Source organism: Nocardioides sp. NPDC127503, from assembly GCF_040302165.1.
GTDB lineage: Bacteria > Actinomycetota > Actinomycetes > Propionibacteriales > Nocardioidaceae > Nocardioides.
On the sequence record NZ_JBEORH010000006.1, the window covers coordinates 225925 to 245998 of the forward strand.

17 protein-coding genes are annotated in these 20074 nt (G+C 69.3%); 5 read left to right on the forward strand and 12 right to left on the reverse strand.

What is annotated here, in order from left to right; translation table 11 throughout:
- Window positions 1-4 precede the first annotated feature (4 nt).
- The 4 genes from ABTW65_RS15855 to ABTW65_RS15870 all read right to left on the reverse strand — a co-directional run bounded on the left by ABTW65_RS15855 (window position 5) and on the right by ABTW65_RS15870 (window position 4461).
- On the reverse strand, window positions 5-850 hold the full coding sequence (locus ABTW65_RS15855) for a GNAT family N-acetyltransferase (RefSeq protein ID WP_350661650.1): 846 nt from the start codon (window positions 848-850) through the stop codon (window positions 5-7).
- A 69-nt stretch (window positions 851-919) separates the two neighbouring features.
- Window positions 920-1579: a hypothetical protein gene (locus ABTW65_RS15860; RefSeq protein ID WP_350661652.1), complete on the reverse strand. Its 660-nt coding sequence runs from the start codon at window positions 1577-1579 to the stop codon at window positions 920-922.
- A gap of 115 nt (window positions 1580-1694) precedes the next feature.
- Window positions 1695-2474, reverse strand: coding sequence for an SDR family NAD(P)-dependent oxidoreductase (locus ABTW65_RS15865; protein WP_350661654.1), 780 nt, complete (start codon window positions 2472-2474; stop codon window positions 1695-1697).
- Window positions 2458-4461 (reverse strand): hypothetical protein, encoded by a 2004-nt coding sequence (locus ABTW65_RS15870; protein ID WP_350661655.1) that lies wholly within the window; start codon window positions 4459-4461, stop codon window positions 2458-2460. The genes ABTW65_RS15865 and ABTW65_RS15870 overlap by 17 nt, the downstream gene beginning before the upstream one ends.
- 221 nt (window positions 4462-4682) lie before the next feature.
- Here ABTW65_RS15870 and ABTW65_RS15875 point away from each other — a divergent pair, with 221 nt between their 5' ends.
- Window positions 4683-4838: a hypothetical protein gene (locus ABTW65_RS15875; protein ID WP_350661656.1), complete on the forward strand. Its 156-nt coding sequence runs from the start codon at window positions 4683-4685 to the stop codon at window positions 4836-4838.
- The gene (locus tag ABTW65_RS15880; protein ID WP_350661658.1) at window positions 4835-5248 is read left to right on the forward strand and encodes a hypothetical protein; all 414 of its coding nucleotides are present in this window, start codon (window positions 4835-4837) and stop codon (window positions 5246-5248) included. Before ABTW65_RS15875 ends, ABTW65_RS15880 begins: the two co-directional genes overlap by 4 nt.
- A 203-nt stretch (window positions 5249-5451) precedes the next feature.
- On the opposite strand, the gene ispG is transcribed toward ABTW65_RS15880, so the two are convergent.
- The 6 genes from ispG to ABTW65_RS15910 form a co-directional block, all read right to left on the reverse strand.
- On the reverse strand, window positions 5452-6606 hold the full coding sequence (gene ispG, locus ABTW65_RS15885) for a flavodoxin-dependent (E)-4-hydroxy-3-methylbut-2-enyl-diphosphate synthase (protein WP_350661659.1): 1155 nt from the start codon (window positions 6604-6606) through the stop codon (window positions 5452-5454).
- 22 nt (window positions 6607-6628) lie between these two features.
- Window positions 6629-7987, reverse strand: coding sequence for a M50 family metallopeptidase (locus ABTW65_RS15890; RefSeq protein WP_350661661.1), 1359 nt, complete (start codon window positions 7985-7987; stop codon window positions 6629-6631).
- The gene (gene dxr, locus ABTW65_RS15895; RefSeq protein WP_350661663.1) at window positions 7984-9093 is read right to left on the reverse strand and encodes a 1-deoxy-D-xylulose-5-phosphate reductoisomerase; all 1110 of its coding nucleotides are present in this window, start codon (window positions 9091-9093) and stop codon (window positions 7984-7986) included. The genes ABTW65_RS15890 and dxr overlap by 4 nt, the downstream gene beginning before the upstream one ends.
- Window positions 9094-9142: 49 nt before the next feature.
- Window positions 9143-11764 (reverse strand): substrate-binding and vWA domain-containing protein, encoded by a 2622-nt coding sequence (locus tag ABTW65_RS15900; protein ID WP_350661665.1) that lies wholly within the window; start codon window positions 11762-11764, stop codon window positions 9143-9145.
- Window positions 11765-12011: 247 nt separating this feature from the next.
- Window positions 12012-14048 (reverse strand): acyltransferase family protein, encoded by a 2037-nt coding sequence (locus ABTW65_RS15905; RefSeq protein WP_350661667.1) that lies wholly within the window; start codon window positions 14046-14048, stop codon window positions 12012-12014.
- A 141-nt stretch (window positions 14049-14189) separates the two neighbouring features.
- The gene (locus ABTW65_RS15910) at window positions 14190-15632 is read right to left on the reverse strand and encodes a gamma-aminobutyraldehyde dehydrogenase (protein ID WP_350661669.1); all 1443 of its coding nucleotides are present in this window, start codon (window positions 15630-15632) and stop codon (window positions 14190-14192) included.
- Between the two features lie 117 nt (window positions 15633-15749).
- Here ABTW65_RS15910 and ABTW65_RS15915 point away from each other — a divergent pair, with 117 nt between their 5' ends.
- Window positions 15750-17138 (forward strand): aspartate aminotransferase family protein, encoded by a 1389-nt coding sequence (locus ABTW65_RS15915; RefSeq protein ID WP_350661671.1) that lies wholly within the window; start codon window positions 15750-15752, stop codon window positions 17136-17138.
- Here ABTW65_RS15915 and ABTW65_RS15920 read toward each other — a convergent pair.
- Complete coding sequence (locus ABTW65_RS15920; protein ID WP_350661674.1) at window positions 17125-18552, reverse strand: amidase; 1428 nt, start codon at window positions 18550-18552, stop codon at window positions 17125-17127. The genes ABTW65_RS15915 and ABTW65_RS15920 overlap by 14 nt on opposite strands.
- A gap of 81 nt (window positions 18553-18633) precedes the next feature.
- Between ABTW65_RS15920 and ABTW65_RS15925 the strand changes: the two genes are divergently transcribed.
- Window positions 18634-19278: a TetR/AcrR family transcriptional regulator gene (locus ABTW65_RS15925; protein WP_350661676.1), complete on the forward strand. Its 645-nt coding sequence runs from the start codon at window positions 18634-18636 to the stop codon at window positions 19276-19278.
- Here ABTW65_RS15925 and ABTW65_RS15930 read toward each other — a convergent pair.
- Window positions 19249-19863: a hypothetical protein gene (locus tag ABTW65_RS15930; protein ID WP_350661678.1), complete on the reverse strand. Its 615-nt coding sequence runs from the start codon at window positions 19861-19863 to the stop codon at window positions 19249-19251. The two genes, ABTW65_RS15925 and ABTW65_RS15930, sit on opposite strands and share 30 nt — an antisense overlap.
- A 17-nt stretch (window positions 19864-19880) precedes the next feature.
- Here ABTW65_RS15930 and ABTW65_RS15935 point away from each other — a divergent pair, with 17 nt between their 5' ends.
- Window positions 19881-20054: a hypothetical protein gene (locus ABTW65_RS15935; RefSeq protein WP_168381104.1), complete on the forward strand. Its 174-nt coding sequence runs from the start codon at window positions 19881-19883 to the stop codon at window positions 20052-20054.
- Window positions 20055-20074: the final 20 nt, after the last annotated feature.

The following is a 20074-nucleotide window of genomic DNA, read 5'->3' on the forward strand; positions in this document are numbered from 1 at the left end:
CAGATCAGAACATGATGGTGGAGAAGCGGGCCGTCTCGAGGAAGCCGGCCCGCTCGTAGGCGCGGCGCGCGGGGGCGTTCCACTCGTTGACGTAGAGCGAGACGCGCGGAGCGATCTCGCTGCGGACGATGTCGCAGACCGCGGCCATCCCGCGGGCAGCGAGGCCCTCGCCGCGGCGGTGCTCGGGCACCCAGACGCCCTGGATCTGCGCGGCCTCGGGGGTCGCGCAGGCCACCTCGGCCTTGAAGACGACCTCGCCGTCCTCGATCCGCGCGAAGGACCAGCCGCGCGAGATCAGCTGGAGCACCCGGGCACGGTAGAGGTCGCGGCCGCCGCCGGTCTCCGGCGAGATCCCGACCTCTTCGGTGTACATCGCCACGCACGCCGGATACAGCGCGTCCATGTCGGCGCGGACGGTGCGGCGTACGAACGGGTCCGGCTCGACCAGGCTCTGCAGCTGCTGCTCGAGATGAGGCTGCTCCCAGCGCTGGTCGCGCGGTGTCCCCCACGACTCGCCGATCGATCCCCACAGCGCCCGCACCGCGGCCTGCCGCCCGACGATCGTCGAGACGGTGCGGACCCGGTTGCGGGCCCGCTCACCGAAGGCGTACGCATCCTCCTCGGTGGCCTGGATGGGGACCAGGTTGGCGCCGACGTGACAGGCCGCGACCAGGTCGCCGCCGTCCCAGCGGCCCCAGATCTCGCCGCCGAGCCAGCGCGGCTCGAGGTTGGTGGTGCGCGCCCGATACTCCGCGAACACGTTGACCACCGGATCCTGCGCGGTCAGGTCGAGGAACGCGCTGAGATCACCCGCGTGCAGCGGGCGGATCCCCTGGCGCGTCGTCAGCATGTCACCGAGCCTAGGGCCAATCCGGTTGTACGTCGCCTCGCGGCTCGCGGACCGGATCAAGAGATCGCTCTACGCGAAGATGCGTTCGATCGTGTGCATTCGCTCGCGGATGGTCTTGAGACGTACGTCCTGACCGGCCTCGCCGGTGTCCCCCCAGACCGCCCGGCCCACCATCACACCGCTGGCGCCGAGCGCTCGCACCCGCGGCAGGCGTTCGCTGAAGTCGTCCCACCCCATCCCGTCGGACCGTGCGACCCAGAACGCTCGCCCGAGGTCGGCGCGCTCGATGCTCTCGAGGCCCTCGTCGTTGACCTTGAGCTTGAGCACGATGCCGCCGCACCGTGACCGCGTGGCGAGGGTGGCCAGATCCTCGAGGCAGCCGGGCGTCGTGCAGTAGGGCTCGAGGAAGACCCGGTCATAGCCCGGAAGTCGCTCCAGAATGTCGAGCGCCATCGGCGCGCACTCGGTCTGGTGGTCGTCGAACCCGACCTTCACCGCGTCCGTCGTCCTCTCCGGGACGACGAGCTCATCGACGGCGTCGATGTCCGGGAGCCCGGCGCAGGCGAGCTCGCGGCGTACGTCGCCGTGGCCCTGCGTGGGCCGCACGACGATGCCCCAACGAGGGGTGTTGGCCACCAGATCGAGGATGCCGGGCCTGATGTCGGAGGAGTCCGGGGTGTGGAACAGCCCATCGTCTGCGTGATCGATGGCAAGCCAGAAATTGGTCAACGTTGTCGCCAGTCTGAAGAGGAGAAACAAAGACGTGTGGAGGCGCTAGGCGAAGCCTAGACAGCACGACGCCGCATCAGTGGCATCTCGAGTAAATTGCGGGTTGCGCCGCGGGTCAGTACTCGCCGCCGTCTGCGACCACGCACTGGCCATTGATGGCGCCGGCCATGTCGGAGGCGAGGAAGACGCAGACCTTCGCGACGGCATCGGCGGTGACGAACCGGTGTCCGGGGATGCGCGCGGCCCGGTAGGAGATGTACTGGTCGACGGTCACGCCCTCCTTGCGAGCGTGCTTGACGAAGACCTGCCGGGACGACTCGCTCCACATCGGGCCGGGAGCGACGACGTTGGCCCGGACGATCCCCTCCTCCTCCTGCGCGATCGCCTGTGCGAGCCCGGTCAGCGCGTGCTTGGACACGCCGTAGGCGGCCCGTCGTGAGGGCGTACGGATCCCGAAGACGGAGCTGACCAGGACGACCGCCCCGGACCGGGCCGCCCGGAGCTTCGGCAGCGCGAGCGAGGCCGTGCGCCACACCGAGGTCAGGTTGAGGTCGAGGGTGAGCTGCCACTCGGACCGGTCGATCTCGGCGACCGTGTCGGGACTGGGATTGATGCCGGAGCAGTTGATGAGCCCCGACAGCGTCTCGAACCCGGCCAGCGTCTCGGCCAGGGCGTCCACGCCGTCGTCGGTGGTCAGGTCGCCCTCCACCCGCGCGACGGCGCCGGTCTCGTCGGCCAGGTAGGCCAGCTCGGTGGTGCGGCTGTAGGCGTGCAGGATGACTGGGGTGCCCTCCGCGCTGAGCCGGCGCGCGACCGCGCTGCCGAGGTCGCCGGTCGCGCCGAGGACGAGCACGGGAGCTCGCGGCGGGGTGCCTGACTCAGACGCTGTGCTCATGGCGCTCCTTGATCCGGTGGATCGCCGACCTCACCACGTCCTGATGGGCGGGCGGCAGACCAGTGAGACCTTCGAGATGGCTCACGCAAGTGATATCACCCATTTGCCCGAGCCGGTACGCGGTAATCGGAATCGCCGGGGCGAGGGTCGGATGGTGCAGCCGATGGACCAGGGCGTCGGTGATGTCGGTGCCCCAGCCGAGCACGTCGCGCTCGCGGGCGACGGCCCCGGGATCCTCCTCGCGGTCCAGGATCTCGAGATAGCCGTCGACCGGCACCCGGCCGCGCAGGATCAGCTGGAACATCGCCGCCTTCCGCAGGAACAGCGACCGGAACGCCTCCAGCACGAACTCCAGCTCGTCCCAGTAGCGCTCCGGCGCCTGGTCGAGGAGGTCGCCGTAGTCCTCGCGCTCCTCGGTCAGGTAGAGGCAGATCAGCCGGTCCATCCAGGACAGGCTCTCGCGTACGCTCAGCCGGGCCACCGCGTCGAGGTCGCCGGGCTGGAAACCGGCCTTGAGGAACGTCATCACCAGCGGCCCCATGTGCATGTCCGCGAAGCGGGCGCCGTCCAAGGCCATGCCGTGCCCGTCGCGCAGCCGGTCGCGGATGCCCTCGGCGACGAAGTACTGGTAGAAGGTCTCGTGGGCGAACTCCGCCGACTCCACCGAGTCCTTGGTGCGGCCGGTCACCCCGAAGACCTCGGAGTGATCGAGCAGGTCCGCGATCCATTCGTACGTCAGGAAGTCCCGCTGCCGGGTGATGTCGAGGTCGCGCTGCAGGTTGGCGAAGAGCCACTCCGAGACGCGCGGGACGGGGATCAGGTCCTGCTCCTGCGAGGTCGGCTCGTCCATCCCGGTGAACAGGTCCCAGGCGATGTCGCGGTAGGTCTGGAACCGCACCCGGCTGGGGATGCGTGAGCTCTTCCGGTCCCAGGGCTGACCGCAGACGTGCTTGAGATGGACCGTGTAGCCGTCCCATTGGGTCCGGGGAGCCGGAGCGCCCTCCTCGAGGGAGGCGTAGAGCTGCTTGAGGACCATCGGCGTCGCGGGGAAGAACCCGCCACCGCGCTCCATCTCCGCGGCCAGGTTTCGCAGCCTGTCGTCACCGCCGCGCTCGTCGCCGAGGGCGCGCACCTCGACCGGAGAGATCGGCTCGACGCGTACGACCATCGCCGACTCGACCCCGAGGTCCTCCAGCCGGGCCGGGCTGCGCAGCTGCTCGGCGAGCTCGTCGCGCTCGGTCTGCAGGTTGCGCTTGCTGATCACCACGAACCGTCCGCCGCGGCCGAAGGCCGAGCGCAGCTCGCTCAGGTCGGGGCGGGTGACGCCGTGCTCCTCGGCGCTGGAGGAGATCAGGTCGAAGTCGTCGATGACGATCGGCGCGCGTTCCTCGTCGACCAGGGCGCCGTAGTCGACCGCGCCGTCGCGCAGGCTGATGTAGCGCACCTGCTCCTTCGAGGCGGTCCACTCTCGGGTCTCGACCGTCTTTCCCGAGCCCGAGGGGCCGGTGAGGAAGAAGAGGTTGGACTCGGGATTCTCCAGCCACCGGCCGAGCGCCTCGAAGAGCGGGATCGTCGGCTGCTCCGTCGTCAGCCCGCTCAGCGCCGCCACCCGTGCCCGCGGGAAGGTCAGCCGGGAGCTGGTGGCGGGGACCGGTGCGGCCGGTGTTGCGGGGGCCAGCACTGGTCCGGGCACCGCGGTGTCCTCGCCACGCCAGGCGTACGCCTTCCACCACTTCGCCTGCCAGATGCCGGTGTTCTTCCGGATCCACTCGCCCCGGTGGGACGGGTCGAGGGTGCGGGGCACCGCGCCGCCGACCACGCGGATGAGCTCGTCGAGCGGCATCAGCTTCGATCCGGACGTACGCCGGTAGAAGGTGCTCCGGGCCATCGCCACACCGGCGCCACCGTCAGCTTTTCCGGTCACCTGCCGGACCCAGGCGCGCAATTCGCCGTTGAACTGCTCTGGTGAGAGAGATTCGTCGGTCATTGCCCCTCGCCGAGTCGTCGCGAACGCGGTTGAGAGTATCTCGCAGGCGTCCCAATTCTGTCCCAGAAACGTCCCAACTGGCCTGGGACTGTCTTTACATCGTCCCCACTCCCACCCGCCCTCTGGTGGGACGGATGTGGCCTCCGCCACCGTGGAGTTGTCCCCACCAGGGACAGCGCCGGCCCCACCTACGGGCCCCACCGCTGAAGGAGATGATGACCATGAGGAACCACAAGTTCAGCATCGCCACCTTCGCCGTCACGCTTCTTGTCGTGTTCGGCTTCAACCAGCTGCTCAGCGCCGAGCCGCCCAAGTGCGAGGCAGCCGTCGGCACCTCGTCCGTGTCCGTCGTACTCACGGAAGGAGTGCTGTCATGATCAGCAACTTCATGCGCCCCGGCGAAACCGTCCGGGCCCGCGGCGGCACCCGCTCCGGAAAGCGCGGTGTCGTCGTCGCCACCGCCGCAGGCCGCACCAAGGTCCGCTTCAACGGCAGCAGCGGCACCCGCTGGGTGCGTACCGGCAACCTGAGCTCCACCGGCAGCGGCTCGCTGTCCTGGATCATCCCGGTCAAGGCCGCACTCGTCCTGTTCCTGGTCGTGCCGGGCATCCGGTTCGTCGTCGTCCACCTGTGGACCCACGGCGGACTGGACGGGTTCGCCACGGCCCTCGGAAACCAGATGGGCCAGGCCGCTCTCGCCTGGGGCCACCTGATCACCACGGACCCGCTCGGAGCACTGCTCCACCTCGGGTTCCTCGGCCTGGTCTCCAGGCTGATGCACTGGTGAGACCACAAGATCTTCGAGACGTACGCAGGGGGACGTCTCGGAGCACAAAAAAGAAGCCCGGTCCGACTGACGGACCGGGCTTCCTGCGTACGTCGGTACGCGCGGGATGCTGACCGAGGTAACTCGGCGAGTGCGCACTGGCCTCGTGGAACTCCACGAAGGAAGCGACCGTTCACCGAGTCACCTCGGTGAACATCCAAGCCTCAGCCGCTGACCGACACCTGCGCGCCGGCGCCCTCGACGGGCTCCATGCCCTCGGCGATCTTCATCGCCTCCTCGATCAGGGTCTCGACGATGGCGGCCTCGGGGACGGTCTTGATGACCTCGCCCTTGACGAAGATCTGGCCCTTGCCGTTGCCGGAGGCGACGCCGAGGTCGGCCTCGCGGGCCTCGCCGGGGCCGTTGACGACGCAGCCCATGACCGCGACGCGGAGCGGGACCTCGAGGCCATCAAGGCCCGCGGTCACCTGCTCGGCGAGGGTGTAGACGTCGACCTGAGCGCGGCCGCAAGACGGGCAGGAGACGATCTCGAGGCGGCGCGGCTTCAGGTTGAGCGACTCCAGGATCTGGATGCCGACCTTGACCTCCTCGACCGGCGGCGCGGAGAGCGAGACCCGGATCGTGTCGCCGATGCCCTTGGACAGCAGCGAGCCGAAGGCGACCGACGACTTGATGGTGCCCTGGAAGGCCGGGCCGGCCTCGGTGACGCCGAGGTGGAGCGGCCAGTCACCGGACTCGGCGAGCAGCTCGTAGGCGCGGACCATCACGACCGGGTCGTTGTGCTTGACCGAGATCTTGAAGTCGTTGAAGCCGTGCTCCTCGAACAGCGAGGCCTCCCACATCGCCGACTCGACCAGCGCCTCGGGGGTGGCCTTGCCGTACTTCTCCAGCAGCCGCTTGTCGAGCGAGCCCGCGTTGACGCCGATCCGGATCGAGGTGCCGTGGTCCTTGGCGGCCGCGGCGATCTCCTTGACCTGGTCGTCGAACTTGCGGATGTTGCCCGGGTTGACCCGGACCGCCGCGCAGCCGGCCTCGATGGCGGCGAAGACGTACTTCGGCTGGAAGTGGATGTCGGCGATCACCGGGATCTGCGACTTCTTCGCGATCGCGGGCAGCGCGTCGGCGTCGTCCTGGCTCGGGCAGGCCACCCGGACGATGTCGCAGCCCGACGCGGTGAGCTCGGCGATCTGCTGCAGCGTGGAGTTGACGTCGGAGGTGAGCGTGGTCGTCATCGACTGCACGGAGATGGGGCTCTCGCTGCCCACTCCCACCGAACCGACCTTGATCTGGCGGGTCTTGCGGCGAGGGGCGAGCACCGGGGCGGGTGCCTCCGGCATACCGAGGGGGATCGACGTCATGTCTACCAATCTTACGGGCGGGTCAGGCTTGGAGATGAAGCGGGACGACGAGGTCGGCGACGATCAGGACAACACCCATCACCAGGAGCGCCGAGGCCACGACGTACGCCACCGGCAGCAGCTTCGCCGGGTCGGCATGTCCCGGGTCGGGCCGTCGGAAGACCTTGGCGAAGGCGCGGCGGATGCCCTCCCACAGCGCGGTCGCGATGTGACCGCCGTCGAGGGGCAGGAGGGGGACGAAGTTGAAGATGCCGATGAACAGGTTGAACCCACCGACCAGGAACGCGAAGCTGGCGACCTTCTCGCCGACGTCGAGGCCCTCGTGAGCGGCGATCTCGCCGGCTATGCGGCCGCCGCCGACGATGCTGACGGGGCTGTCGGCCGAGCGCTCCTCGACACCGACGATCGCGAGCGCGACGTGCCAGACCTTGACCGGCAGCCTCAGCAGCGAGTGGACGGCGTTCTCCGCCATCACACCCATCTCCTTCAGCGCGTAGACCGGCCCCTCCTTGGTGGTGACCACGTGAGACTCGGGAGACATCCCGAAGAAGCCGACCTTCGCGGTCTCGGGGTTGGCGCTGGTGTCGTCGACGTCCTTGACCCGCTCCTGCACGACGGTCTGGGTGTGCAGCGTCATCCGCTCACCGTCGCGCTCGATCACGATGGTGGCGTCGCCGTCCATGTTGTCGCGGATCAGCTCCTGGGCGACCGCCCACGAGGTCAGCTCGGTGCCGTTGAACGAGACCAGCTCGTCGCCGGGCTTGAGTCCGGCGTCGGCGGCCGGGGTCGGCTTGTCGCTCGCGCGGCACTCGCGGCCCTGGTCCTCCCAGGTCAGCAGGCACTCCTGCAGGCTCGAGACGACCGGATGACCCTTGTCGACGACGTTCTCGTGGACCCCGTAGATCCCGAAGACACCCCACAGCACGAAGAACGCGATGGCGATGTTCACCGTGGGCCCGCCGGCCATCACGATGACCTTCTTCCACCACGACATCTTGTAGAAGAGCCGCGGCTCGTCTTCGGGACGGATCAGCTCCCACTCGGCCGAGCGCGCGTCGCTGATCAGCTGGGTGAACATGCCGGTGTTGGACTTGCGGATCTTCAGAGCGCCGTCGTCGGTGCGCTCCCCCAGCTGGTCGGCGCCGGGTGGCAGCATCCCGACGATCTTCACGTAACCCCCGAGCGGGATCGCCTTGAGGCCGTACTCCGTCTCGCCGATCTGCTTGGACCACACCGTCGGCCCGAAGCCGATGAAGTATTGGGTCACCTTCCCGCCGAACGCCTTCGCCGGGATCATGTGGCCGAGCTCGTGGAGCCCGATCGAGGCCAGGATCGCGACGATGAAGCCGATCACGGCCAGCGTGTAGAGCAGATAGCTCATGGACGGGTCTCCAGGATCCGAGTGGTCTCCTCGCGCGCCCAGGCGTCGGCAGCGAGCACATCCTCGATCGAGAGGGTGCTTTCAGAGCGTACGCCGTGATGGGCTGCCATCACCTCCGCAATCGTGTCCACGATGCCGGGGAACGGGATCCGGCCCTCGTGGAAGGCATCCACGCAGACCTCGTTGGCCGCGTTGTAGACCGCGGGGTGGGTGCCGGCCCGGGTGCCCGCCTCGCGAGCCAGTCGCACCGCAGGGAAAGCAGAGTCGTCGAGCGGCTCGAAGCGCCAGTCGGCAGCCTTGGTCCAGTCGATCGGCGTCTCGGCGTCCGGCACCCGCTCGGGCCAGGCCATCCCCATCGAGATCGGCACCAGCATCGTCGGCAGGCCCAGCTGGGCGACCACGGCGCCGTCGGTGAACTCGACCATCGAGTGGATGTACTGCTGCGGGTGCACGACGACCTCGATCCGGTCGAACGGTACGTCGAAGAGCAGGTGCGCCTCGATGACCTCGAGACCCTTGTTGACCAGGGTGGCGGAGTTGGTCGTGATCACCCGCCCCATCGCGAAGTTGGGGTGCTTGAGCGCCTGCGCCGGGGTGACCTGGGCGAGCTCGTCGCGGGTGCGGCCGCGGAACGGGCCGCCGGACGCGGTCAGCACCAGCTTGCGTACCTCCTCGGCTCGCCCGGCGCGTAGCGACTGGGCGATCGCGGAGTGCTCGGAGTCGACCGGGACGATCTGCCCCCCGCGCGCGACCCGCTTGACCAGCGGCCCGCCGATGATCAGCGACTCCTTGTTGGCCAGGGCGAGCGTGTTGCCCGCCTCCAGCGCGGCCAGCGTCGGGCGGAGCCCGACGGCTCCGGTGATCCCGTTGAGCACGACGTCGGCGGGCTGGGCGGCGGCCTCGACCGAGGCCTCCTCCCCCAGTCCGGAGAGCTTGGGCGCGAACTCGGCCACCTGCGCCTCGAAGAGCTCCTTGTTGGCCCCGCCCGCGGTCAACGCCACGACCCGGAACCGGTCCGGGTTGGCCCGCACCAGGTCAAGAGCCTGGGTGCCGATGGACCCGGTCGAGCCGAGGATCACCACATCGCGTGGTCGCTGCTCATTCACCCACCCATCCTCCCAGGAGAGGCTGAGAAGGCGCCAAGCGGCAGGCCTCTCAGGAGACCTTCCCCGCGAGCCCCTGGAAGACGTCGACCAGGACGCGGTCGAGGTTGGCGACGTCCGCGGGCTCGCTCAGGTTGCGCAGCGCTCCCCCGGTCTCCCCGGTCAGCCTGCCGAGCACGTCGATCGGTGCCTGGTCGCCGATCCCGACGGCGATGACCGGGATCGCGCCTTCACCGCCGATCTCGTCCATCAGGGCGTCGAGGCTCTGCGGCGGATTCTGGCCGCCGTCGGAGAGGAGGACGATCACCGTACGGTCCGAGACCTCGGTCTCGGAGGCGTTGATCGAGGCGTTTCCGTCGCGGATCGCGTCGTACAACGGTGTCTCGCCGTAGGCCGTCAGCTCACAGATCTCACGCTTGAACTGCGCACGCGTCGTGGCGCTCAGCGGCTTGATCTCGGTCGAGGTGTCCTCGCCAGCGGGTGGGAACGAGTCCAGACCCACCGAGTCGCGTCCGTCCTTGAGCTCCCCGATGGCGTTGAGCGCCGCGCTCTTCGCCACCTGGAGGTACGTCGGGTTGTCGGTCGTCTCGCCAGTGCACGCGTCGGTGAACCCGTCGAGGCGGACCCGGCGGTCCTGACCGTCGATCTGCTCCATCGAGCCCGAGGTGTCGACGGAAAGCAGCACGCGTACGGGAAGGCGTACGTTCTGCCACTGGTGCCGCCACTGGTTGACCGTCTTCGGTTCCGGCCACGGGGTCACGGTCTCGACGTCGCCGGCGTCGACCACGTCCTGGAGCTCATCGGTGACCTTCTCCGGCTCACCGGCGGCGCGGAAGCCCCAGGCGCGGAACTCCTGCTGCGCCTTTTTCGTCCTCAGGTACTCGACGAAGGCCTCCGACACCGTCCGCTTGGCCTCGTCGGAGTCGAGCGAGGACATCGGGACCGCCGGGTGGTCGAACGCGTAGACCGTGTCGTCCGGGTTCACCGCGACCATCCGGCGGTCCTTGTCCAGCGGGGCGCGGCACGAGAAGTCGTCGGAGCCCAGCGGGTCCTGGCAGTTGTAGAGGTACGCGGTCTGCTCCTGGGCCACCACGGCATCCATCTGAGCGAGCAGGTCCAGGTCCTGGAAGACGCGGTTCATCAGCCGGGTGATGTCCTCGCCGGCCAGCTCGTCGGGCACCGAGGCGATCGCGTCGCGTAACAGCCCGACCGCGTCCTCCTCGTCGTGGTCGGCGACCAGCGCCTCGTTGAGGGCGACCGAGGTCGCCATCCCCGAGGTCGAGCCGATCGGGTCGTCGATCGCGATCGACAGCTCGCCACCGGCGGCCTTGGTGAGCAGCTCGTCCCAGTCGGGCGAGCGCGAGAGCTTCTCGCGCCTCGCCTCGGGCATCAGGATCGTCAGGACGGAGGAGGCCACCGACGTCCACTCGCCGTCGTTCTCGGCCAGCTCGCCGGCACCGTCCTCACCGAGCTCGCCGGCAGCCAGGAGCTCCGGCCAGACCGACTCGGTCGGCAGCCAGAGGTCCGGCTTGCGCGCCTCGACGACCTCGCAGTCCTCCGGGTCGTCGACCGGACACTCCAGCCGGTCGTCGGGGGCCGCGACCCATCCGGTGGCGATCGCCTCGGCGGCGTCACCGGAGTTGACGCCGAACACCTGGACATCGGCGCACGCGCCGTCCTCGCCTCGGTACTGCTCGTTGAAGTCGGTGGCCAACTGGTCGATGAGACCGTCCTTCTCGGTGCTGACCACGACGCTCAACCTGGTCGCGTCCCCTTCGCAGGCTGCGGCCGGGATCAGGCGACCACCGCCGGAGCCGAGGATCGGCTGGATCGCGGCCAGCAGGGCGATCACGGCCGCGACCGCGACCGGGACCAGCCAACCGGTGCTTCGCCACCAGGAGGCGCCGCCCACCAGGGCTCGCGCCTTGTCGCGAGTCAGGGGCAGGTAGCGCGGGCCGCGGTCGTCGTTGCCGTCCAGAAGTCCGACGACCCTCCGGTTGCCCGTCTGGAGCAGCGGTGCGCCGATCAGCTCCTCGCCCGTCGCGGTCTTCTCGGCGTCGAGGTTGACGACGCGGTTGTGCTCGCCCACCGCGTGCGCCCGTCCGCCGAGCTCTCGGTTGCCGTCCCCGTGCCAGGCCTCGGCGACCACCAGCGCGTTCTCGACGTGTCGCCGGACCAGCGAGGCGCTCTTCACCTGACGGGGGAGCTTGTCCTCGGGCATCAGGGTGAGCAGCACGAAGCCGCCCGGCAGCGCGGTCACGGCGACGTCGCGCGACTCGGCCGCGATCTTCCAGTGGACCCGCAGGAACGTGCCGTCGGCGACCGTCGTCGCATCGCTCGCCGCGAGGACCACGGCCGCAGAGGTCATCAGGTGGCGCTTGGTCACCGGGAACGCGTAGCCGACGACCTCGCCACCTTGGTCATACACCGCCGCGGTCATCATCAGGGCCGCAGACGTGGCTGGGATGGCGCGCTTCCGCGCCGCATCCCAGGCGAGCAGCGCGTTGAGCACGACCGCTACGACGACGCAGCCGATGCCCGCGACGACGGCGACGATGCCGGCCTGACCTTGGAAAACGGACTGGAGATAGGCGAGCGCCGCCATCGCCACGGCGCCGACCACAGACGTCAATGCCCACGGCTTGGCGGACGACAGGTCCGGGTGTTGCGCCATCCGAGTCTCCTAGCGGGCATCGATCCGATCGCGCGGAGTCTAGTGAAGGCTATTCGAATCGCACTGCGAAAAGAGGCCGATTGGCTGAAGGACGGCGGCACAGACAACCGCAGAAATAGCAACAGCCCCGGACTCCCCCACGGGTCCAGGGCTGTGCATGAAACGTTTTGCAACGTCTGGCCACAATTAAGCCACAAAGATGCACGTAAAGGCAAATCCCGAAATGCGCGTCCCAGTTAAATCTGCGTCAGATCAAGGGCGCCAGGATGGCGCCGAGCCGCGGCGTGACGTGGCGGACCCACGACTCGGTGAGGTGCGAGCTGTCGTAGTAGGTCACCTTCTCCCCTACCACCAGCGGGCAGCGGTCCTCGGCGCACACGAATCGCTGGGTGTCGACGTACGCCGCCTTGGTGCCCTTCAGGGCCGCCTCGGTGACCTCATTGCTGCTGGTCTCGCGCGAGTCCGGATCGCTGAGGCAGGAGCTCTGGTCCGCCTCGGGGGCGCTGATGCAGTCGGCGGGGTTGTGATCGACTGCGGGTACGTCACCGAGGACGACGACCTTGCGGGAGATCTCCCGATAGGCCTTCACGCTGCTGCGTACCGCCTGCGACCACTGCTCGTCACGGTCCATCCCGTCGTACGTCTTCGGCATGAAGAGCTGCCCGCGAGCCGTCGAGACGATCGTGTCGGGGTCGAGGCGCTCGAGGTGTTCCGCGGACCAGTCGCGGAAGTCGTCGCACTCGGCCTGGGTCATCTTCTTGCCACGGTGCTGGACCGGATAGGGGGCGCAGCCGACCTTCACGACCGGCACGACCCTGAAGCCGTTCTCCTTGCCGAGGTCGTCGAAGGCGGTGAGCCACATGCCGGCGTGGGAGTCACCGACAACGGCGACGGTCTTCTTTGCGTCGGTGTCGCCGAGGATGCAGTCGGCGCCGCGGGTGTCTCCGTAGTTGGCGTAGCAGTCGCCGTACGTCTTCTGCCACCGGTCATCGGTGATCTCCGCGCCGAGCACCGCCGGCGGGATCGGGCCACCGCGGTCGGCGATGTCGAGGGCAGCACGGAGCTCACGCTGGACCTGCGGCGCGCCCCCGGTCTCGGCAGCGGTGTCCGGGACCTCGTTGGCCGCGAACCACGCCTGCGCCTGAGCGGCCCGCTCCTTCTCGGAGTAGGCGGCATAGCCGGTCGTCAGCCAGCCGCTGCCGACCGCCAGCACGAGCGCTGCCGGCCACAGGGCCAGCGAGCGCAGCCCGTGCGAGAGCACGGGCACCTGCTTGTGCTGGAACGGGAGCTCGATGAAGCGATGGCTCAGGGCGGAGACGAGCAGCGCGGCGGCGACCGCGACCGTCATCTCGAGCGCGGCGTTGCCGAGATGGAGGAACTCGGGTGCGAGCACGATCAGCGGCCAGTGCCACAGGTAGAGGGAGTAGGAGATGTCGCCGACGTACCTCAGCGGCTTGACCGCGAGCAGCTTCGCGGTCGGGGCGTTGGCGCCGGAGGCCAGCAGCGCGACCGTGCCGAGGGTAGGCACCAGCGCCTGCCAGCCGGGGAACGGGGTGGCCTCGCTGAACGCGACCGTGGAGACGAGGATCGCCGTGGCTCCTCCGAGGCCGGCGGCGACGCTGGCGGCTCCCTTGAGCCGGCCGCCCCAGCAGGCCAGCAGCGCGCCGGCGGCGAGCTCGTACGCGCGGGCCGGGGTGGAGAAGTAGGCAGCGGTCGGGTTCTCGGCGGTGGCGTAGACCGACCACGCCAGGCTCGCGACCGCGATCACCGCGGCGACGATCGTGAAGCCCTTGCGCCCGAGCCTGGGGATGAGCAGGAGCGCCAGCACCGGCCAGACCAGGTAGAACTGCTCCTCCACCGAGAGCGACCAGTAGTGCTGGAACGGCGAGGGCTCGCTGGGCTGGAAGTACTGCACCCCCTCGGCCGCGAAGTGCACGTTGGCCAGGAAGAACGCCGCCCAGGTGCCGTCAGCGGCCGCGTCGGTGAGTCGGGTGGTGGGCAGCTGCCAGGCGGCGTACGCCAGGACGACCAGGATCACGAGAGTGGCGGCCGGCAGGATCCGGCGGGCGCGGCGCGCGTAGAACTGCGGGATGCTGACCGTGCCTGATGTGTCAGCCTCGCGCAGCAGCAGGGTGGTGATCAGGAAGCCAGAGAGGACGAAGAAGACGTCGACGCCGACGAACCCGCCCTCGGTGTGCGGGATGCCCGCGTGGGCAGCGACGACCAGGCCTACGGCAACGGCCCGAAGACCTTGGACATCTGTCCGCCATTGCTTGGCTGACATGTGGGGTGCACCTCGTGTGGGGGTTCGGCTGCTTCCATTGCTGGGTCCGTGTCGCGGAGGTGCGCGAAACGGCCCTCGATGCTTTCACGGACATGGTCTGTTCGCATATCGAGGGTCGCCGGTCGATCTGTTCTTTTGGTGTCAGCCTCCGAAGTAGGACATCACGTGCTTGATCCGGGTGTAGTCCTCGAACCCGTAGACAGAGAGGTCCTTGCCGTAGCCGGAGTGCTTGAAGCCGCCGTGGGGCATCTCGGAGATGTAGGGGATGTGGGTGTTGATCCACACCACGCCGAAGTCGAGGCGCTTGCTGACCCGCAGCGCGGTGGCATGGTCCTTGGTCCACACGCTCGACGCGAGGCCGTAGTCGACGTCGTTGGCGAACCTGAGCGCCTCGGCCTCGTCGGCGAACCCCTGCACCGTGATCACCGGGCCGAAGATCTCCTGCTGGATCTGCTCGTCGTCCTGGCGGAGCCCGGCCAGGACCGTGGGCTGGTAGAAGTAGCCGTTCTCGCCGCCTTCGACACGTGCCGGCGCGCCACCGGCCGCGATCGTGGCGTGGTCCGGGAGGCGGTCGACCATGCCCGCCACCCGGGCGAGCTGGCCGGGGTTGTTGAGCGCGCCGACGTCGGTGTTGTCGGCGGGGAGGCCGACGGTGGTGTTGCGGGCCGCCTCGGCGAGAGCGGCGACGAACTCGTCGTGGATGCCGTCCTGCACCAGCACGCGGGTCGCGGCGGTGCAGTCCTGGCCGGCGTTGAAGTAGCCGGCCGCGGCGATGCCGGCGACCGCCTTGTCGATGTCGGCGTCGTCGAAGACGATCACCGGCGCCTTGCCGCCGAGCTCGAGGTGAACGCGTTTGAGGTCCTGCGCCGCGCTTGCGGCGACCTCCATACCGGCGCGCACCGAGCCGGTGATGGCGACCATCTGCGGCGTCTTGTGCCGGATCAGCGCGCGGCCGGTGTCGCGGTCGCCGGTGACGAGGTTGAGTACGCCCGGCGGCAGGAACTCCTGGGCGAGCTCGGCCAGCAGCGCGGAGCTGGCCGGGGTGGTGTCGGAGGGCTTGAGCACGATCGTGTTACCGGCGGCCAGGGCCGGGGCGATCTTCCAAGACATCATCGCGAGCGGGTAGTTCCACGGCGTGACCTGCCCGATCACGCCGATCGGCTCGCGACGGATCCAGGAGGTGTGGTCCTGTAGGTACTCCCCCGCGCTCTTCCCCTCCAGGGTCCGTGCGGCGCCCGCGAAGAACCGGAAGTGGTCGATCGTCGGCGGCAGCTCCTCTTCCAGGGTCAGCTGGAACGGCTTGCCGGTGTCCTTGACCTCGACAGCGGTGAGCTCCTCGGCGCGGGCCTCCATCGCGTCGGCGATCCGGAGCAGAGCCAGGCTGCGCTCCTGAGGCGTGGTCTCGCCCCAGGCCTCGAAGGCCGCTGCTGCGGCGGCGTACGCCTGGTCGACGTCGGCCTCCCCCGACATCGCGGCCTGCGCGTAGACCTCGCCGGTGGCGGGGTCTACGACGTCGTACGTCGCGGCGTCGGCGGCTTCGCGCAGCTCGCCGCCGATCACATTCCTGAAGGTCTGGTCAGCCATGCGGTAGAGACTAACTCCTGCCTGTAACAGAGATGTCACAACTGAATCCGAAGTTGAATTGATGGTTTGCTACTGATTCGCTTGCGAAAGCGAGATGCATTGGGTGACCATTGAGTCATGACCGGCAACTACGAGCAGCTGCAGCGCGACGCCAAGGACCATCTCTGGATGCACTTCACGCGGCATTCGAGCTACGCAGAGGCCGACGTGCCGATCATCGCCAGGGGTGAGGGCGCCTACATCTACGACATCGAGGGCAACCGCTACCTCGACGGACTCGCCGGGCTCTTCGTCTCTCAGGTCGGCCACGGGCGGGCGGAGCTCGCCGATGCGGGCGCGGAGCAGGCCAAGCAGCTGGCCTTCCACCCGCTGTGGTCCTATGCGCACGAGCCGGCGATCGAGCTAGCCGCGCGGCTGGCCTCGCTGGCTCCCGGCGACCTGAACCGCGTCTTCTTCACCAACTCCGGCTCCGAGGCCGTCGAGACCGCGTGGAAGCTCGCCAAGAACTACTTCAAGCTGCGGGGAAAGCCGGGTAAGCACAAGGTGATCGGGCGCAACATCGCCTACCACGGCACCACCCACGGGGCGCTGTCGATCACTGGTCTGGCCGACATCAAGGCGCCGTTCGAGCCGCTGGTCCCCTCGACCTTCCGGGTGCCGAACACCAACATCTACCGGGCTTCGGAGATCACCGGTGGCCTGATGGACGGAAGCGACCCGGAGGCGTTCGGACGCTGGTGCGCTGACCAGATCGAGGTCGTGATCCGAGCCGAGGGACCAGACACCGTCGCCGCGGTCTTCTTGGAGCCGGTGCAGAACTCGGGCGGCTGCTTCCCGCCTCCCCCGGGCTACTTCCAGCGGGTGCGCGAGATCTGCGACGAGTACGACGTGCTCCTCGTCTCCGACGAGGTCATCTGCGCGTACGGACGGCTCGGCACGATGTTCGGCTCGGAGCGGTTCGGCTACGTGCCCGACATGATCACCTCCGCCAAGGGGCTGACCTCGGGATACGCGCCGCTGGGCGCCACGATCATCTCCGACCGGCTGATGGAGCCGTTCCTGGCCGGGGACGAGACCTTCTACCACGGCTACACCTTCGGCGGTCACCCCGTCTCCACCGCGGTGGCGATGGCCAACCTCGACCTCTTCGAGGCCGAGGACCTGCTCGGCAACGTACGCCGCAACGAGGCCGCGTTCCTGGCCACGCTCTCGAAGCTGAAGGACCTGCCGGTCGTCGGCGACGTACGCGGCACGGGCTACTTCTACGGCATCGAGCTGGTCAAGGACCGCGAGACCAAGGAGACCTTCACCGAGGAGGAGTGCGAGCGGATCCTCTACGGGTACGTCTCCAAGGCGCTGTGGTCCGAGGGCCTCTACTGCCGCGCCGACGACCGCGGCGAGCCCGTCATCCAGCTCTCCCCGCCCCTCACCGTGGGCCAGGCCGAGTTCGACGAGATGGAGCAGATCCTGCGCCGGGTGCTGGAGAAGGCGTCTACGATGCTGTGATCTGCCCGTCTTGGATCCGCGGCCACGGCGACTGCTCCTCGAGGGCGTAGGCGAGCTCGAGGAGCGTCCGCTCGTCGCCGTACGCCGCGGAGAGCTGGACCCCGATCGGCAGCCCCTCCTCGCTGAGCCCCATCGGCAGTGAGATCGCCGGTGCGCCGGTGATGTTCTGCAGCGGCGTGAACGCGACGTGCCGCAGGAGCCGGTCGACGAGCTCCTCGAACGGCACGTTCGGCGAGAGATGACCCAGCGGCGGGGTGACGCCGGCGACGACCGGGCACAGGACGACGTCGTGGTGGTCGAAGACGGAGGCGTACGCCGCCGCTGCCCGCCGCAGGCGGATGAGCGCGGCCGGTGTCTGGCGCCAGCCGCCGGAGCCGAAGGCGCGACGCAGGCCGTCGGTGAGGCCGTCGAGGCGGCGGGTATCGAGCGTACGGTCGATGGTCAGGCGGCCCAGGTTGCCGGCGAGAAACGCGAGCAGGCCCCAGTAGCTGAGGAAGTCGTCGCCGAAGCGTGCGTCGACGGGGATCGGGACCGGCTCGACGCTGTGGCCCTGCTCCTCCAGCAGCGTCGCGGTCCGCTCGACGGCCGCCTTCGTGGGCGTGTCCACGACGGCGTCGGTCACCGACTCGATGATCATCGCGACCCGTAGCCGCCGTCGCGCGGGACCCTCGACGAGCCCGAGGGGAGGCAGCGCCGGGTTGCGCCAGTGTCGTTCGAGCGCGGCGTGGAAGGTCGCGGTGTCGCGGACCGTACGCGTCACCACGCCCTCGCTGACCATGTTGATCGGGAGGGTGCGGGCCATCTCGCCGTCGATGTGCCGGCCGCGGCTGGGCTTGAGCCCGACCAGTCCGGCGGCCGCGGCCGGGATCCGGATGGAGCCGCCACCGTCGTTGGCGTGCGCGAGCGGCACGGCTCCGGCGGCTACCAGGGCCGCCGACCCGCCGGAGGATGCGCCGACGGAGTGGCGCGTGTTCCAGGGGTTGGGTGTCGCCGGCCCACTGCGGAACTCGGTGGTCGCATTGAGCCCGAACTCGGGCATCCGGCTCTTGCCCAGCACGGTCATCCCGGCGCTGAGGAACTGCGTCGTGTATCGCCCGTCGTGCTTGGCCGGGCGCGCCCGGAAGGCCTCCGATCCGTGGTTGGTCGGCATCCCGAGCAGGTCGGTGTTGTCCTTGAGCAGGGTCGGTACGCCGTGGAGCAGGCCGGTGTCGGCATCCGCGCGCCGGGGCGCGTCGTAGGCCTCGTACGCCATCGCGTGCAGCCCCGGGGCCACCTGTCGCAGCCGGGCGACCGCCGCTGCCTCGACCTCTGCGGCGCTCAGCTCGCCGTCGCGGATGAGGCGGGCGAGTTCGACGGCGTCGTGGTCGCCGAGAGCGTCGTCGGTGAAGGCGTGTACGCGGGCCGGTGCGGTCATGCCGGACAGCGTGCTGGATCGACTGCCAAAAGTCTAGAAGATCTTCCAGACTTGTGCCGGATCGCGTGAAACACTCTGCCCATGAAGCGACGGCACGGTGACAGCGCCAGGCAGCGACGCGACGCCCTCGTCCGCGCCACGATCGAGGTGGCTGCCGAGAAGGGCATGGCCGGCGTCACCCACCGGGCCGTGACCGAGCGCGCCGGGCTGCCGCTGGCCACCGTCGGCTACTTCTTCGACTCGATCACCGACCTGGCGGCCGAAGCGCTGCGTACGGGCGTGGCCGAGGACGTCGCCCGGCTGCGTACGCTCGCCGACGAGCTCGCCGCGACCGATTCCGGCACCGACGCGATGGCCGAGGCGTTCGCCGCGGCGCTGATGTCGCCGCCGACCGACTCGCTCGCGTTCCTCGAGGGGCTGCTCCATGCCGCGCGCGAGCCGCAGTTCCGGCCGGTGGTGGCCGAGGCGCTCACCGCCGGCCGCGCCGTCTCGGACCGCGCGGCGACCGTCGCGGGCGCGACCCGGACCGACCCCGACTCCTTGCTCGCCCTCGTGCACGGCTACCTGCTTCACGCCCTCGCGGCCCCGGAGTTGGTCGACCCCGACGCTCTGCTCCGCGGGCTTCGGGCCCTCGTCATCGGCACTCTGGTCGAGAGCGGCGAGATCTCCGTCGCTCTTCGTCTCGCGGGCCGCGGTTCAGCCGACGACGCGGACCTCGCTACCTAGGACCGCCCCGTCTTGCAGGGTCAGGTGGTCGCCGGACCAGAAGCGACCCGGGTCGTAGTAGTTGGTCGGGCGCTCGTCGTCGAGCAGGCCCATCTCCTGGTAGGTCGCGGCGACGACCTCGGCGCAGAAGACCTGCTCGAGCCCGGCCTTCGAGCGCACCCTCCCCCGCGCCCAGCGTCCGGCCAGCGCGGCGGTCGACGGGAACGGGGTGCCGTCGAGCCGCGCGATCGTCCGGAGCAGCGCGTCCTCGCGCGGGCGGTCGATGTCGGCGGTCAGCTGGCGCAGCCAGACCTGCTGCTCGTAGCGGCCGGCCCACTGCTCGACCGCGGCACGCAGATCATGGAGCTGTACGCCACGGTGGTGGGTGCCGGTATAAAGATCGAGCAGCCCCTTGCCGAGCTCGGCGTGCCACATCAGCGGCGGCAAGTCGTCGAGCACCACCGCCATCCCGACATGGTTGACCGGGGCGTTGCTGAGCATCCGGATCGCTCGGTCGGCGGCCGAACGGCCTCGGAAGAGCCACAGATCACCGGTACGGGTCTGGTCCACGGCGTCGGCAAGGGAGATAGTGGTGTCGTCAGACATCGTGAGCAGGGGGTCCTATGAGTTTCGGCAGTGCACGCGTGTGGAAGATCGTCGGTCTCGCCGGCCTGGCCGGAGTCACCGCGACAGGCGTCATCATCGCGCGCAACCACCGCCAGCGTACGCAGCGCACGCCGGAGGAGATCCACGCGAAGCTCCGCGAGCGGGTTGCGGCGGCGCAGGACGCTGCCTGAGCCCGGTGCAGGGATACCCG